This is a genomic window from Sedimentisphaera salicampi (assembly GCF_002117005.1).
In the GTDB taxonomy this organism is placed as follows: Bacteria; Planctomycetota; Phycisphaerae; order Sedimentisphaerales; family Sedimentisphaeraceae; genus Sedimentisphaera; species Sedimentisphaera salicampi.
This window is the reverse complement of the sequence record NZ_CP021023.1, coordinates 2,914,837-2,930,787: the sequence shown is the minus strand read 5'-3', so window position 1 is coordinate 2,930,787 and position 15,951 is coordinate 2,914,837. Positions and strand designations below refer to the sequence as shown.

The 15,951-nt window shown below is 47.5% G+C and carries 15 protein-coding genes; 6 read left to right on the top strand and 9 right to left on the bottom strand.

Going from position 1 to position 15,951, the window contains the following annotated elements; genetic code table 11:
• The first annotated feature begins 196 nt into the window (after positions 1-196).
• Positions 197-1,927: a proline--tRNA ligase gene (locus tag STSP1_RS11320; protein ID WP_085756434.1), complete on the top strand. Its 1,731-nt coding sequence runs from the start codon at positions 197-199 to the stop codon at positions 1,925-1,927.
• Between the two features lie 659 nt (positions 1,928-2,586).
• The gene (gene thiC / locus STSP1_RS11315) at positions 2,587-3,882 is read left to right on the top strand and encodes a phosphomethylpyrimidine synthase ThiC (RefSeq protein WP_085756433.1); all 1,296 of its coding nucleotides are present in this window, start codon (positions 2,587-2,589) and stop codon (positions 3,880-3,882) included.
• A gap of 78 nt (positions 3,883-3,960) precedes the next feature.
• On the opposite strand, the gene STSP1_RS11310 is transcribed toward thiC, so the two are convergent.
• From STSP1_RS11310 to STSP1_RS11295, 4 genes are all read right to left on the bottom strand, one after another.
• Positions 3,961-4,371 carry a hypothetical protein gene (locus tag STSP1_RS11310; protein ID WP_085756432.1) on the bottom strand — a complete coding sequence of 137 codons (411 nt, stop codon included), beginning with the start codon at positions 4,369-4,371 and terminating at the stop codon, positions 3,961-3,963.
• A 72-nt stretch (positions 4,372-4,443) separates the two neighbouring features.
• The gene (gene tsaE / locus STSP1_RS11305; RefSeq protein ID WP_085756431.1) at positions 4,444-4,899 is read right to left on the bottom strand and encodes a tRNA (adenosine(37)-N6)-threonylcarbamoyltransferase complex ATPase subunit type 1 TsaE; all 456 of its coding nucleotides are present in this window, start codon (positions 4,897-4,899) and stop codon (positions 4,444-4,446) included.
• Between the two features lie 3 nt (positions 4,900-4,902).
• A complete protein-coding gene (locus STSP1_RS11300) occupies positions 4,903-5,865 on the bottom strand; it encodes a thiamine-phosphate kinase (RefSeq protein WP_161491721.1) in 963 nt (320 codons plus the stop codon).
• Complete coding sequence (locus tag STSP1_RS11295; protein WP_085756429.1) at positions 5,846-6,598, bottom strand: tetratricopeptide repeat protein; 753 nt, start codon at positions 6,596-6,598, stop codon at positions 5,846-5,848. The genes STSP1_RS11300 and STSP1_RS11295 overlap by 20 nt, the downstream gene beginning before the upstream one ends.
• A 172-nt stretch (positions 6,599-6,770) precedes the next feature.
• Between STSP1_RS11295 and purB the strand changes: the two genes are divergently transcribed.
• Genes purB through ruvC form a run of 4 tightly spaced genes read left to right on the top strand, consistent with a single transcriptional unit; the run spans position 6,771 to position 9,943 of the window.
• Positions 6,771-8,195 carry an adenylosuccinate lyase gene (gene purB, locus STSP1_RS11290; RefSeq protein ID WP_085756717.1) on the top strand — a complete coding sequence of 475 codons (1,425 nt, stop codon included), beginning with the start codon at positions 6,771-6,773 and terminating at the stop codon, positions 8,193-8,195.
• Positions 8,196-8,229: 34 nt separating this feature from the next.
• Complete coding sequence (gene pyrE / locus STSP1_RS11285) at positions 8,230-8,757, top strand: orotate phosphoribosyltransferase (RefSeq protein ID WP_085756428.1); 528 nt, start codon at positions 8,230-8,232, stop codon at positions 8,755-8,757.
• Between the two features lie 20 nt (positions 8,758-8,777).
• Positions 8,778-9,464, top strand: coding sequence for an ABC transporter ATP-binding protein (locus tag STSP1_RS11280; protein ID WP_085756427.1), 687 nt, complete (start codon positions 8,778-8,780; stop codon positions 9,462-9,464).
• 2 nt (positions 9,465-9,466) lie between these two features.
• Positions 9,467-9,943: a crossover junction endodeoxyribonuclease RuvC gene (gene ruvC / locus STSP1_RS11275; RefSeq protein ID WP_226997534.1), complete on the top strand. Its 477-nt coding sequence runs from the start codon at positions 9,467-9,469 to the stop codon at positions 9,941-9,943.
• A gap of 140 nt (positions 9,944-10,083) precedes the next feature.
• On the opposite strand, the gene STSP1_RS11270 is transcribed toward ruvC, so the two are convergent.
• The 5 genes from STSP1_RS11270 to metK all read right to left on the bottom strand — a co-directional run bounded on the left by STSP1_RS11270 (position 10,084) and on the right by metK (position 15,514).
• Positions 10,084-10,917 carry an SAM-dependent methyltransferase gene (locus tag STSP1_RS11270; RefSeq protein WP_085756425.1) on the bottom strand — a complete coding sequence of 278 codons (834 nt, stop codon included), beginning with the start codon at positions 10,915-10,917 and terminating at the stop codon, positions 10,084-10,086.
• A gap of 1 nt (position 10,918) precedes the next feature.
• The gene (locus STSP1_RS11265) at positions 10,919-11,734 is read right to left on the bottom strand and encodes a glycine/sarcosine N-methyltransferase (protein WP_085756424.1); all 816 of its coding nucleotides are present in this window, start codon (positions 11,732-11,734) and stop codon (positions 10,919-10,921) included.
• 132 nt (positions 11,735-11,866) lie between these two features.
• Positions 11,867-13,294 (bottom strand): adenosylhomocysteinase, encoded by a 1,428-nt coding sequence (gene ahcY / locus STSP1_RS11260; RefSeq protein WP_085756423.1) that lies wholly within the window; start codon positions 13,292-13,294, stop codon positions 11,867-11,869.
• Between the two features lie 29 nt (positions 13,295-13,323).
• The gene (locus tag STSP1_RS11255; protein ID WP_085756422.1) at positions 13,324-14,331 is read right to left on the bottom strand and encodes an adenosine kinase; all 1,008 of its coding nucleotides are present in this window, start codon (positions 14,329-14,331) and stop codon (positions 13,324-13,326) included.
• A gap of 1 nt (position 14,332) precedes the next feature.
• Positions 14,333-15,514, bottom strand: a complete 1,182-nt coding sequence (metK, locus tag STSP1_RS11250) for a methionine adenosyltransferase (protein ID WP_085756421.1) — start codon at positions 15,512-15,514, stop codon at positions 14,333-14,335.
• Positions 15,515-15,951 lie beyond the last annotated feature (437 nt).

Sequence of the window (15,951 nt, the reverse complement as noted above, 5' to 3'; positions counted from 1 at the left end):
TAACGTAATCCTCAAAACCCGAGTGTAATTTTTGGATTTTTTTCGCACAAAAATATTTAAGAGCGAACCTATGTGTTCGCCTGTGAGGACTTCTCGCGTCTGGCCGGCAGAGAGCTTGCTAAATTTTCGTGAAACATTATCATTCACTGCTCGAAAAATAAGACAGCAGTTTCAGGTTTTATCAGGAGCTTAAAAAATGAGATACAGCCAGACATTGATCCCCACAACAAGGGAAGTGCCCTCTGATGCGGAGATTCCAAGCCATCAGCTTATGATACGCGCAGGCCTTATTCGGAAGATAGCCAGCGGTATGTATGCCTACCTGCCTGCGGGGATGAAATCCCTTCGCAAAATAGAAGAGATTGTTCGTGAGGAGATGAACCGTGCCGGCGGCTGCGAAACTCTTATGCCCAGCGTACACCCAAGAGAGCTCTGGGTTCAGACCGGCCGCGATGAGGATTACGGCGACACAATGGCACGTTTTCAGGACAGACACGGCAGATGGAATGTCCTCAGCCCCACAGCAGAAGAGGTTTACGCCTACATCGGCTCTAATGAGATAAGCTCATACAAGCAGCTCCCGATAAATATGTACCAGATAAGCTTTAAGTTCCGCGATGAATTCCGCCCGAGGTTCGGCGTATTGCGTTCCCGTGAATTTCTAATGAAAGACGGCTACAGCTACCACGCCAGTCCCGAATGCCTGCACAAAACCTATATGCAGATGTACGAAGCTTACAAGCAGATTTTTGAGAGGTGCGGGGTTCCGTACGTTATTCTTGAAGCCGAAGCCGGCGAGATGGGCGGCAGCGGTTCGCATCAGTTTACAGTACCCTGCGAGAGCGGCGAGGATGTAATTGTTTACACAGAAGACGGGAGCTATGCTGCGAATATTGAGAAGGCCGCAATCGATCCGGCTGAGGCAGTTGACGAAAAAATTACCGACGCCCCTGAGGAGGTTCATACACCTAATGCAGGCAGCATTGAGGCAGTTTGCGAAATGCTGGGCACTAAGCCTGAGCAGATGATCAAAACCCTGATACATTCAGACAGGGAAGGAAGGATTATAATTGCAGTTGTGCGCGGGGATCATGAGCTTAATGAAGAAAAGCTCTCTCAGCTTCTTGGAGGGGAGAAAACCGAAATGGCCTCAGAAGAGCAGATTAAAGAATTTACAGGGGCTTCAGTAGGCTTTGCAGGTCCTCAGGGGCTCTGCGAAAAGGCGCATCAGGTTTTCATAGACTACAGCGCGGCTGCAATGTCAGGCGGGGCTGCAGGTGCAAATAAGGACGATTTCCACGTAAAAAATATAGTTCCGGGCAGGGATTTCCCGCTTGAAAGCGAAAATGTTCAAACTGCTGATATCAGAAATGCCGTCGAGGGTGATACCCACAATGGCAAGAAGCTGCTCTTTAGGAAGGGAATTGAAGTTGGGCAGGTGTTCAAGCTGGGCACAAAATACAGCACGAAGCTTGAATGCGAATTCCTCGATGAAAACGGCAAACGCAAACCCTGCCTTATGGGCTGCTACGGCATCGGGCTCAACAGGATTATGGCCTCCGCAATCGAAACAAACTACGATGAGAGCGGCATAAAATGGCCAATCAGTATTGCTCCATTCGAGGCGGTTATTGTGCCGATTGGCAAGAAAGATGAGGCCGAGGCCGGCGAGAGACTCTACAGCGAGCTCAAAGATATGGGGGTCGATGTGCTTCTGGACGATCGCAATGCACGGCCCGGGGTAAAGCTCAACGACGCAGACCTGCTGGGGGTACCGGTGAGGATAACTGTAGGGCGCAAGAGCCTTGCTGAGGGGAATGTGGAAATGAAGCTCAGAAGCGAGAGCGAAAACAGTTTGATAAAACTCGAAGAAGCCGCCGGAAAAACAGCAGAAATCGTGAAGAAGCTGAAAGACGGGACTCAGTGATATTGCTTCATATTACTCTTTCTTGATTCAGAAAAGAGCGAGTTAATTATCACAAATTCTGCCTGCGCGGCTCTCTGCTTGTTCGGCAATCATTCTGGCTTCCAAGAATGAGGCTCGGGCGTAATATTGCGAATCACTTCATTAAAAGGAAGTTCTGGGGGCAAAAGAAAAGCCGGATGAGAGTCTCAACCGGCCTTCGCAGTATATGTTTTGGAGGTACGTTATGAAAAAGCTTTGTTCTTCGTTTTATCTTTTATGTTGTTCTTAGAATCCATTACAAAATTACAGCTCAATAGTTCGAAAAATTTTTTTTATTTTTAAAAAATTCGGCCTTTTTTTTAATTTGATCAATTTTGAGCGATATAATTCCCATTTTGGTAAATTGACTCACCCTTTTTAGAGGTATTGCTAAAATATTTTTAAGTTTTTTCTTTTCCAATATTGCAACCAGCAGGCGATATTGCTAAAATACATAAAAAGCCGGGGGTGGCCTGAAGAGGCCTGAGAAATACCCTTCGAACCTGATCAGACCCGTAAGCGGCAACTGCGTAGGAATGGCGGAGAGATATTTGAAATTATTGAACGTTTCTCCCGGTGTAATCGGGGGAAACGTTTTTTTATTTTGAGCCGGATTATTCGGCGAAGAAAGGAGAAATAGTATGCTTACACAGCTCGAAGCAGCAAAAAATGGCGAAATAACAAGCGTTGTTGAAAACGCAGCAGAATATGAAGGGCTTGCACCGGAACTGCTCAGAGATGAGATAGCCGCCGGCAGGCTCGTAGTCCCTGCCAACGTGATGCATCTTTCATGGAATCTCACTCCCCGTGCCATCGGCAGGAAGGTGAGCACGAAGGTAAACGCCAATATCGGCATGAGCGATGTACGCTCAGGTATTGATGCTGAGAAGGCTAAAATGGCGGTGGCTGTTGAGGCCGGAGCAGACGCCGTGATGGATCTGAGCACGGGCGGGGATCTGGATTATGTACGAAGTGAGCTGATAAGTGCCTGCCCCCTGCCCTTCGGCACTGTCCCGATATATGAGGCGATAACGGGAAGGAGTGTAGAAGATATAACCCCGGAGCTGGTCCTTGAGATAGCGGAAAAGCAGGCCAAACAGGGCGTTGACTTTTTCACAATCCACGCAGGGCTTCTCCGCGAGCATCTGCCTCTGCTGAAATCCCGTGTTTGCGGGATAGTATCTCGGGGCGGAGCGTTGACAGCAAAATGGATGCTCCATCACAACCGCCAGAATCTGATGTATGAGCTCTTCGACGAGCTCTGCGATATAATGCACGAATACGACGTATGCTTCTCCCTCGGCGACGGGCTCCGCCCGGGCTGCGGGGCAGACGCGACAGATGATGCGCAGATTGCCGAGCTTCGCACTCTCGGCGAGCTCACCCAGCGTGCTTGGGAGAAAGGCTGTCAGGTGATGGTGGAGGGGCCAGGCCACGTACCATTCAACCAGATAGAGGAGAATATGCGGCTCCAGCAGGAGATCTGCAATAACGCCCCGTTTTATGTTCTCGGGCCTCTTGTTACAGATATAGCCCCTGGCTACGACCACATCACAAGCGCAATAGGCGGAACAGCCGCTGCTTACTACGGAGCAAGCTTTCTTTGCTATGTAACGCCGCGCGAGCATCTCGGGCTGCCGGACAATGAAGACGTAAGGCAGGGTGTTGTGGCATCGAAAATAGCTGCCCACTCCGCCGACGTTGCAAGAGGGCATAATGATTCCGCTCAGCGGGACAGAAGGCTCTCCAAGGCGAGGGCAGATTTAGACTGGGACACCCAGATAAGGCTCTCTCTCGATCCGAAAACAGCTAAGAGGATGAAAGACGACGCCTCTAAAAACAGCGCTATGAGCCCCGAGCAGGCCGACTACTGCACAATGTGCGGGAGAGACTGGTGCAGTGTGAGGATCAACCGGGAAATCAGAGATAATCTTTAGCTAATCAAAAAGGGCAGGAATCAAAGCCTGCCCTGTATTTTTTATTCTGATAATCAGCCGTTAAAGTTTTGAGCACTGCTAACCGCTGTTTTTATTCTCTTTGCCTTCTTTTTCGCAGTTCTCAGGCCTTTTCGGTATTGAATTAAACACTTCTTTGAGCTCTTCAGGTATTTTCTCGCCGGAGAGCTCATAGAACCTTTTCACCTGCCATAAGCAGGAATATCTTGCTTTCCCCTTGGGCATAGAGTTTGAGAAGGCTTCGTGATATGTTTTAGCCAACAAAGGAAGTGCTGCTGATTTGCGTTCGAGCACCTTTCGGCTTTTCCCCTTATGAAGTTCTATCGCATCAGTAGCTATTTCAGTGAGCGAACTGCTGTAGAATGGAGCAATAGATATGCTCTTGAATTGATAACTCGAACAAATTGCCCCGCATATCCACCCGCCGGCAAATACAACAGCCGCAAAAATCCAATATCTAACTTTTTTCATAGCTCAAACTCCTCATTCCCGCCAATAAAGCCCCTGTTTTAAAGCCGAAACGGGAAACACTAATTACAAAATTTATTTTATATCGTGCAGCTTCTCCGATATGTAATCCGGCAGATTAGATAAGCTGAGCTGCCTTTTTGTCTCACTGATATGCTTCAAGTCAATTTTTATCGGATTTGTATCTGCGATGCATCCGGCCACCTTATCTGCCCATTCTATCAATACTACAGAATCCTCACTTATCATATCGTCGAAACCGAGATTTTCAAATTCTTTTTCAGATTCCAACCTGTAGGCATCGATATGATAAATGAGCAGGCGGCCTTCGTACTCATTAACCAGAACAAACGTTGGGCTTGTAGTTTTTTCCGTCGCTGCTTCTTGGCAGCAGCCGCTGGCAATCCCCTTTATAAAGTGGGTCTTCCCTGCTCCCAGATCGCCAGTAACAGCGAATATCTCTCCTCCCTTGAGCAGCTTGCCGATTTTTCTGCCTATATCGATAGTTTCCGCAACGCTTGATGTTATCATAATTTAACCTAAGTGATCAAAGCCCTCTGGTTTTAGCTCAGTTGTTTGTCCGCTAGCGTTTTTAATAAACAGCCCGTTGGAAGAAGCGATTTTTCCTATTACTGATATCTTGAAGTCTGCGTTTTTTATTAAATTCTTGTTCTTTTCCGGAATTGTAAATAGAAGTTCGAAATCCTCTCCGTCATTCAGCGCTGCACGTAGAGGCTCCTTTTTGTCCTTTGCAGCCTTCGATACAGGAATAAGCTCTGATTCCAGTATCGCACCTGCCCCGCTGGCTTTCAGAATTCGGTGCAGATCGGTACTTAAGCCGTCTGTTATGTCCATCATTGAAGTGGGCGAAAGTTTTTCCGCTATCCAGAGCGCCTCATTCACTTTAGGCGTAAAATTGATATGTTTGCCCTCGAGCGAGCCTCCCAGCTCACCTGTAACGCAAATCAAATCTTCCTGCTTTGCCCCGCCCCTTTCCAGAGGCTTTGTTACGCCCGGGCGAGATATTACAGTAGAGCAGACTGCAAGCTTTCCTTCTGCCCGCCAGCTTGTTATATCGCCTCCTATGAGCGAACACTGGAACAAACTGCATGCCCTTAGAAGCCCCGAATGGAGCTCTTTGAGCTTTTCAGCGCCCCACCAGTCTGGAATCCCCACGCTTGCAACCATTGCAAAAGGTACTGTCGCCATAGCAGCTGCATCGCTTAGGCTGACAGCCGCAGCTTTGTATCCTATGTTTTCAGGGCTGTGAATATCTGTATCAAAATGGCTTCCGTCCAGCAGCATATCTGTGGAAATAAGGGCGTTACTATTTTCTAGCTGCATCTGCGCCATATCATCTCCAATCCCTATTGGGAATCTGTCTGAGTTCAAATTTTTCGCCTGAGCAAAGTATGCAGTTATAGAATCTTCAGTGTAATCCATAATATTCCCTGCGGCCTGATTATCAAAAACCGGATTATCCCGGCTTCTGCTCATTTTCTTCAAGCTCTTCAATTCGCCGAGCAGCGTTTCGTGAGATGTCTGCAAGGCCTGTAACTTCATCTGCCATATCAACTAGCCTCTGATAATCGGCCTTTGCTGAGTCTGTTCGGTTTAGATCTTCATTAAGCTCAGCACGATGTATAATCGCCTTCACGATAATAGGCAAAGGGGTTTTATCGGAGTTTATCAGCTCACCAAGCTTTCCGCAAGCCTTGTCAAAATCCTCAAGGCAGCAGTAGAATTCGGCCTGTTTAAACTTCATTTCTGCTTCGGTCTGTTCGCTGCAGCCGTTTTCAACGGAAAGTATTTTCTCGATGTCTTTAAGAGCCTTGTCGTATTCACCGAGCTGGGCATATTCTTTGAGCCTCTCATTTAGAGCCTCAACTGCCATTTCCTCAGGGAGATTATCAATCTTCATCACTGCATTCAGGTCTTCAACCGCAAGCCTGATGCCTTCAGTTTCCTCTTCGCTCAGCTCGGGAGCAGCCTCTTCGGGGGACAGCTCATTTGGATCGAAATCCGGATCGATTTCATCTCCGCAGTGAGTGGCGAGCCATTTTCTGCAGTGTGCTCTCATAAGAAGGGCCCGCCCTTTTATTTCCGCTGAGGCGTCTTGAGAATCTATCACCTCGCTTAGAGTCTCCACGGCCTTCCCGTACTCATCGCATTCCATAAGCTCCTGAGCCTTTGAAAGCCTTTTTTCGTTTTTATCCTTGTTCCAGAACATAAATCAAATCCCGTTTTTAAGTTTCCGCTCCTATATTAAAAAAAACAGCCCGAATTACAACAAAATAGACTGCTTATTTACCTTCACAGCTATTTTAGTAAAATGTTTCTACTGCGAAAGCCTGCATTGAATGGGGCAGGCAGGTTTTAATCTTAAATTTAGTGAAAGCTTGATGATGGAAAAATATACTTCCCCGCTTGTAGAGCGAAATGCCTCCGAAGAGATGTCGAGGCTGTTTGGGGCGGATAAAAAATTCGGAACTTGGCGAAGGCTTTGGCTTGAACTGGCAAAGGCAGAGAAAGAGCTTGGTCTCGATATTACCGATGAACAAATCTCTGAGATGAAGTCGAATCTGGATAATATAGACTATGACAAGGCGAAGGAGTATGAAAAGAGATTCCGGCACGACGTTATGGCACACGTGCATACCTTTGCAGACGCAGCACCTTCAGCAGCTGGAATCATCCATCTTGGAGCAACGAGCTGCTATGTGGGAGATAATGCCGATTTAATAATCCTCCGCGAGGCGATGGAGCTTGTAAAGGCCAAGCTCGCCTCCGTGATAGACCTGCTCGGGAAGTTCGCAAAGCAATATAGATCTATGCCCACCCTCGGCTTCACTCATTACCAGCCCGCACAGATTACAACTGTAGGCAAGAGAGCTGCTCTTTGGTGTTATGAATTTGTGATGGATTATCAGGAACTTGAGCACCGTATTTACAAGCTGCCCTTCAGAGGAGTTAAGGGCACAACGGGAACTCAGGCCTCATTTCTATCTCTTTTTGAAGGCGACCACGAAAAGGTTAAAGCCTTAAACGAAAAAGTTACCAGAGCCTTCGGATTCGATAAAAGCTGCATAGTTACCGGTCAGACGTACCAGCGAAAGCTCGATACGATGGCAGTTAATACTCTCGCTCTTATCGCTCAATCTGCCCATAAGATGTGCAGCGATATACGTCTTCTTGCAAATCTCAAGGAGATGGAAGAGCCTTTCGGCAAGAATCAGATCGGCTCCTCTGCAATGGCATACAAGAGGAATCCGATGCGAAGCGAGAGGGCTACATCGCTTAGCAGATTTGTTCTGAGCCTTTCATCCAGCCCTGCGATGACTGCGGGCGAGCAGTGGTTTGAACGCACGCTTGACGATTCTGCAAACCGGCGACTGGTACTTCCGGAAGCGTTCCTCGCTGTTGACGGGATCCTTGAGATACTTATCAATATTGCCGGCGGCCTTGTTGTGTATCCTAAGGTGATAGAGGCAAGGCTCAATTCGGAGCTTCCATTTATGGCCTCAGAAAATATCCTTATGGCGGGAGTGAAGGCGGGCGGAAACCGACAGCAGCTGCATGAAAAGATAAGGGTGTATTCCCAGCAGGCAGCTGAAAGGGTGAAAAATGAAGGCGGAAACAACGATTTACTCGAAAGGCTCAAAGCAGACGAAGATTTCAAAGATATAAATCTAAATGAAGTTCTCGAGCCTTCTCTTTATATCGGCAGGTGCCCGGAGCAGGTTGATGAATTAATTGAAAAGGCAGTAGAGCCTGTTAGAAAAGCCAATAAAGACAGCTTAAAGGGTTCGGCAGAGCTGAAAGTATAAACGAAACTAAGGAATAAAAAACAGGAAGCAAAATATGAATAAACAAGACCTCACAGCAAGGATCAAACAAGAGGCATATCTTGAGGGCGATTTTACCCTCAGAAGCGGAAAGAAAAGCCATTATTATCTCGATAAATATCTCTTCGAGGCCTGTCCTGACATTTTGAAGGCTCTCGGGGAGGAGTTTGCCAAATATGCAGATGAAGATGTTACTATGATTGCGGGCCCCGAACTCGGCGGCGTTGCGCTGGCGGCATCTGCATCTATCGCCAGCGGGAAGAAGTGGGTAATAATCCGCAACAGCAAAAAGGGCTATGGAACAGGAAATGTCGTAGAAGGCGGAGAGATAACCAAGAACGACGTGGTGCTGCTCGTGGAGGACATTGCTACTACTGGCGGGCAGGTGATCGAAGCTGCGAAGGTGATAAGAGAGGCCGGAGCGAAGGTGAAGAAGATTGTGGCAGTGATAGATCGCAAACAGGGAGCTGAGGAGAACATAAAGGATGCCGGCTTTGAATTTGCGAGCATTATAACTAAAGAAGACCTCGGCATTAAAGACTGAATCAGCCCGAAAGGCGGCAAATGAAAGAGATTATTTCCTGCAAAAATATCTGCAAAAGCTACTCTCTAGGGCAGTCTCAGATTGATGTGCTAAAAGGGGCACAGATAAGCGTTAAGGAGGGCGAGTTTGTAGTAATTGTGGGGGCGAGCGGCTCGGGCAAGAGCACCCTGCTTCATATCCTCGGGGCTTTGGATAAGCCCGATTCAGGCAAGGTTTATTTTTCTCAGGATCAGATAAGCCGATTCTCGGGCAGGAAGCTCGATTCATACAGAAATCAGAATATCGGTTTTGTTTTTCAGTTCTACCACCTCATTGAAGAGCTGAATGTAATGGAGAATATTCTGGTTCCCGCGATGGCAGGCTGTTCTGCACTTGCTTGGGCGGCAAAGAGCTCATCTGCAAAGAAAAGAGGCAGGGAGCTTTCCGAAAGGCTCGGGCTGAGCGAAAGGCTCAAACACCGGCCTTCCCAGCTATCCGGAGGTGAAAGGCAGAGAGCCGCTATCGGCAGAGCTCTTATAAACAATCCCAGCGTCCTTCTTGCCGATGAGCCCACAGGAAATCTCGACTGGCATACGGGAACGGAAATACTCGATATTCTCAAAGACTTCCACAAAACCGGACAAACCATCTTGCTCGTTACCCACGATGAAAGGATTGCTTCGATGGCTGACAGGGTAGTAACGATTCAGGACGGGGTGATTGTTTGAAGGTGCTTGGAATAGACCCCGGGCTGCGCATCTGCGGTTATGCCGCCGTGCAGGGCGGGATTCTTAACACTAACCTGATAGAGGCAGGCGCAATAAGGATAAAAACCGACCAGCCCCTTGAAAAACGCCTTGCCCAGATATCTGAAGACATCTCAAACCTCATAGAATCAATTGTGCCGGATGTTTTAGCTGTGGAAAAGCTTTACGCCCATTACAAGCATCCAAGAACCTCAATCCTTATGGGGCATGCAAGAGGAGTAATCCTTCTGGAGGCTGGGAAGAGAGATATCCGCGTGCTTGAGTATGCAGCAACGAGGATCAAAAAATCGCTTACCGGCAACGGCAGAGCCACAAAAGACCAGATGCAGAAGGCTCTGCAGTCTGTGCTGGGGCTTGCAGAGCCGCCCAAACCTGCGGATGTGGCGGATGCTTCGGCAATTGCCCTTTGCTGCGCAGGAGAGATGGAAGCAAGATACTAATCAGGCAGGATGCTATTGATTATCCGAATAGCCTTGTGCTTTCACGCCTACAAGTTATTGAAAATTCAGGTCATACCAAAAAGAACGCTGCCTATTAAAGCAGCGTTCTCAATTGAAAAGGAATCTCTTATATCAGAGAATTAAACTTTTTTGAAAAGGAATATGCCCCATGCAAGATGGCCGCTGTTTCCGCCTTCCACCCAATGACGAAGGCCTTTTTTCATATTAGCAGCGTACTGCTCACTTACGATACCTTTGAGCTCATCTTCTCTTTTCTCAAATTCCTTGAGGACATTGCCGTAATGTGTAGGCAGCTGTGATGTATGGTCTTCGAAATCCACAAACTTGAATCCAACCTTCTCGCCTGCTTCTTTATAGAAACCTGGGCTTCCAAGCGAGCTGAGGTGAATTCTGTCGTAGATAGGCTGAAGCACATCCGGCGGACAGTTGTCGTCCTGCATAGGATCGGTGAATACGAATTCGCCGCCCTTCTTGAGCACTCTGCAAGCTTCCTTCAGCACCTTTTCACGGTCGCTGCTGTGCAGGATAGCATCCTGAGACCAGATTATATCAAATTCGCTGTCCTTGAAAGGCAGGTCTTCAAAAGCGCCGTCAACAACATCAATAAGATGATCAAGCCCCTGCTCTTTATTCATAGCTCTGTCTCTTTCGTTCTCAACTTCAGAGAGGTTCAGGCACGTAACCTGACATCCGTATTCGGCTGCGAGGAAACGGGCTGCTCCGCCGTAGCCGGCTCCAATGTCTAAAATCTTCACATCCGAATCGAGCTTTGAAAGTTTGGCGGCCATCGCCTTCACAGTTTCTCTGCTTGCCTCACGAATAGAATTTTTCCCGTCATAAAGGCCGATGTGAATATCCTCACCGCCCCAAACGTGAAAATAAAAATTGTCTGCGTCTTCGCTGTTGTAGTAATCCCGTGCAACCTGGATTGGTTTGGAATAAGTTGTACTCATTTTACTTCTCCTTTAACTCTGGATTATATTTCTTCTCAGCAACGTGAACATAGAAATCCGGCTCAGACTCTTCGAAACTCGTCTGGAAATCGCCGTATGTAGTAACTGTTTGGAAACCAACTTCGCCGAGCAGATTTCTCATATAATCTTTCCTTATAGGGAACATATTGAGATGGAAGCTGTCTTTGCCGGGGAATTTATATTCAAAACGTGTAAGCCCTTCATCAACGTGCACCGGCTGAACGCTCACCTTATCGCCGCAGTAGTAGAATTTATGCTTGCTGGAATAGCCGTCATCGAGGATAGAGTCGTAGTTTCTCTGGTCGATGATAAGAACGCCGTCGTGCTTTAGGGCAGCATAATATTCAGCGAGAGCCTTGCGGCGGTCGTGCTCATTGAAAAGATGAGTAAATGAATTGCCGAGGCAGATTACTGCATCGTATTCACCATGCACATCTCTATTGAGCCATCTCCAGTCTGCGCAAACTGTACGCAGGACATGACCTCTTGCCTTTGCATTTTCAAATGCCTTAGCGAGCATAGATGGTGCGCCGTCTGCACTTGTAACGCTGAAGCCCGATTCAATGAGCCTTACACTGTGAAAGCCAGTACCTGCAGCCACATCGAGAACGTATTTTGCCCCGTATTCACGCAGCTTATCGATGAAGAAACTGCCCTCACCTTTTACTCTGCTGTCCCAGTCTATGATATCGTCCCATTTTTCAGCCAGTGAATCAGCATATTCGCTGGTGAAATGATCGCTGTCTCTTACTTCTGTTGGTTTTGTTCCAAATGATTGTTCTTTTTTAAATGCCATTAGTAGTTCTCCGTAAACTCACTTTAAGAAACTCTGAAGGATATTAAGGCGCAGTACTTGCGCACCCTGCCTTCGGAGAGTTATAAAAACGAAAGTTAAAACCGGAGGGCACAAACCCTCCGGTACAGTTACTTAGTAACGATAGTGTTCCGGCTTGTAAGGTCCTTCGACCGGTACACCGAGATAATCAGACTGATGCTTTGTCATCTTGGTAAGGTGTGCATCAAGCTTACCGAGGTGCAGCCTTGCAACCTCTTCATCAAGCTCTTTGTCGAGGTGATAAACATCAACCTTCTTATCCTTCTGCCAGTTGTCTATAGCAGCGAGGGTCTGGTTCGAGAAGCTGTTAGACATAACAAAGCTCGGGTGGCCTGTTGCGCAGCCGAGATTAACGAGCCTGCCTTCAGCGAGAAGGTAGATTGAGCGGCCGTCTTCGAATGTGTACTGATGAGTACCGGGCTTAATTTCTGTTTTCGTTACGCCCGGCCAGTTGTTGAGCTGGTCAACCTGAATCTCATTGTCAAAGTGGCCGATGTTGCAAACGATAGCCTGATCCTTCATCTTGCTCATATGCTCCGCTGTGATAACATCACAGTTGCCTGAGGCTGTAACGTAGATATCTGCCTCTGGCAGAGCTTCTTCCACGGTACGCACAGTGTAGCCGGCCATACAGGCCTGAAGAGCACAGATTGGATCTATCTCGCTGATAAGAACTTTCGCCCTGTGAGCTGAAAGCGCCTGAGCAGAACCTTTGCCCACATCTCCGAAACCGCATACCATAGCGGTTTTACCGGCAACCATAACATCCGTAGCACGCTTGATAGCATCAACGCAGGATTCACGGCAACCATAGATATTGTCAAACTTAGACTTTGTTACAGAATCATTTACGTTAATTGCTGGGAACAGAAGCTCGCCTTTGTCTCTCATCTGATAGAGACGGTGAACGCCTGTTGTTGTTTCTTCTGCAACGCCGCGGCAGTTCTTTGCCAGCTTATGCCAGAACTTATTATCTTCCTTCTGGATTTCCTTGAGAAGCTCGTTCTGAATCTTCACTTCTTTGTTGTCTGTAGGCTCATCAAGCATTGAAGGATTATCTTCGCCAAAGTAGCCGCGGTGAATCATAAGTGTAGCGTCGCCGCCGTCATCAACGATGATATCCGGGCCGCTGCCGTCCGGCCATGTAAGAGCTCTCTTAGTGTACTGCCAGTACTCTTCGAGAGTCTCGCCTTTGTAGGCAAATACCGGAACGCCGCTGTCAACGATAGCTGCGGCAGCGTGGTCCTGGGTAGAGAAAATATTGCACGATGCCCAGCGAACATCCGCACCCAGAGCAATAAGTGTTTCGATTAGAACAGCGGTCTGGATAGTCATATGCAGACTTCCCATAACCTTTGCTCCCTTGAGAGGCTGATCTGGGCCATACTTCTCACGCATGGCAATCAGCCCTGGCATCTCTTTTTCTGCAATTTCAATTTCTCTGCGTCCGAACTCTGCAAGCTCGATATCCGCAATTGCGTAATCACTGATTTTTTTGTTAATAGACTTTGTTTGAGTCATATATAATTCTCCTGTTATTCAAAAATAGATTATTCTACTAAAACACGGCTCTTGAACTGCTCAAGCACATTCTGCCAACGCTCAGAAGGCAGATCTGCTCCAAGATGCTGAACTACTTCTGCACCTATCAGAGAACCGAGCTCTCCGCATTCTTTAATGGGCAAACCGTTTAGATATCCGTATAGGAATCCGGCTGCCCAGTAATCTCCGGCTCCTGTAGTATCAATCACTGTTTCTGCCTTGCCGGCTTCTACTACAGCCTTGCCCGTTTCATCACGAAGCATTGCACCTTTTGCCCCAAGCTTAACGACTGCAACATCGCAAAGCTCAGAGAGGTCGCTAAGAGCAGTTTCGAGATTGGAATCTCCGGTGAAAGCCTCTGCCTCATCTTCATTTGCAAAGACAATATCCACATATTCCCGCAATAAATCGCGGAGCCCATCGCCGGCAGCCTTTACCACCTCGAAAGAACCAAGATCCAAACTCACCGAGCAGCCTGCTTTTTTAGCAGCCTTTAATGCCGCAACTGCCATCTCCTTGTTGAAGAGGAGATAGCCCTCAAAGTGGGCATGATCGAAGCCTCTGAAATCTTCCACGTCTATATCACCCTCGGCCATATTAGCCGCTGCTCCAAGACATGTCCGCATTGTTCTTTCGCCGTCATCAGTAACAAGGCTGAGGCATTTGGCTGTAGCGGATTCATCACAGTATTTAAACTTCGAAAGATCGCCCTTGAGCTTCTCGAACTGGTCGAGATATTCCTTGGCGGTCTCATCTCTGCCAACCTTTCCGAGGAAAGCAGCTGCAACTTCAAGCTTTGCAAGAGCAAAAATTGTATTAGCCGCAGACCCGCCGGCAGCAATGGCAGGCTCTGATTTGAGGTTTTGCACGATTGTTTGAATCTGCATATCCTCAACGAGCTCCATTCCGCCCTTAGACCCTGCGTGTGTTGAGACAAACTCATCATCCACCTGGGCAAGCAGATCCATTACAGGCGAGCCGACACCAATAATTTTTTTCTCTTCTAAACGAGCCATATTAAAGCGCCTTTTTAAGCTGTTCTACTTTATCAGTCTTTTCCCATGGGAACATATCACGGCCGAAGTGTCCGTATTTTGCAGAATCTATATAGCTCCATCCGGACGGTTTGAGAAGATTTAGATCTTCAAGTATTGCTGCCGGACGGAAATCAAAGATCTGGCCGGACTCAAGAATCTTCTGAATCTTAACGTTATCAACCTTGCCGGTTTCGTATGTCTCCACGTTAATGCTCAAAGGCCTAGCCATACCGATAGCATAAGATACCTGAATCTCACACTTCTCAGCAAGCCCTGCTGCAACAATATTCTTCGCAGCATAGCGAGAATAGTAAGCAGCTGAACGGTCAACCTTTGACGGGTCTTTACCAGAGAAAGCACCTCCGCCATGGCTTCCTACACCACCGTATGTATCCACGATAATCTTACGCCCTGTAAGACCGGCATCTGCGTAAGGCCCGCCGAGAACGAATTTTCCAGTCGGGTTTATGTAGTATTCAGTATCATCCCGCAGAAGACCTGTAGGCTCAAGGACATCCTTGGCAATTTTTACAAGATCTTCACGAATCTTATCCAGCGGCACATCATTAGTCTGGTGGCTGATAAGCACAGTTGTAATATACTGAGGCTTACCTCCAACATACTTCACTGAAACCTGAGACTTTGAATCAGGCCTGAGATAGTCGATCTTCCCAGACTTGCGTATCTTATCAAGCTCCATCAGCAAACGATGGCTCAAAGCAATTGGGGTTGGTATAAGCTCAGGTGTTTCATTGCAGGCATAGCCAAACATCATACCCTGATCGCCAGCACCCTGCTCATCGAAGAGGCCTTCGCCTTCGGTAACCCCCTGAGAGATATCAGGGCTCTGTCCGTGTATGCGTGAGATGTACTCAAACGAATCGTGCCAGAATTTGAGTTCTTTCCTGTCGTAGCCGATTTCTTTAACAACATCTCTGGCTATTTTTTCGGTATTGATTGAATCAATGCCGCTGCATGTGATTTCACCAGCATTAACAACAAGATTGTGCCCTACAAGGGTTTCGCAAGCCACACGACTTTTTGGGTCTTTCGCCAGACAGGAATCCAGTACTGCATCAGAAATCTGATCGCAAACTTTGTCCGGATGTCCAGGACTAACCGATTCTGAAGTAAACACGTGTTCGTCAAGAATCTTACTCATAGTTTCTCCTAAAATAATATCATTTTTTCTTTAACTTAAGCCGGGCAAAACCGCGCTCACTTTATGCGCATATTTCAACCGGCGCATTTCTGCCGTTCTTCGTTCGTCCGCTTATCGGGCGTGAACACGCCCATGGCACGGGGAAACGTTCGGATATACCGAAACGTCCACTTTAGTCTTAAAGACCAAATCAAGATCAAACCGCTTTCAGCGGGGCTAATCATTCTCGGGAAAATTTTTCCCGGTCGCAACGCTGCCATCAAACGGCAACGTGAAATTATACATCTGCAGACTGCACCAATCCAGCAAGATACTGCGAATCGGCACTGCAATTGAATCTGCACTTTCTCTCAACTCCCCTATACCCTTAGGGGAAAACGGCGGAAATGTCAAGTAAGGTTTATAAAAAATATTTTATTTTTTTTCGAAGTCATCAA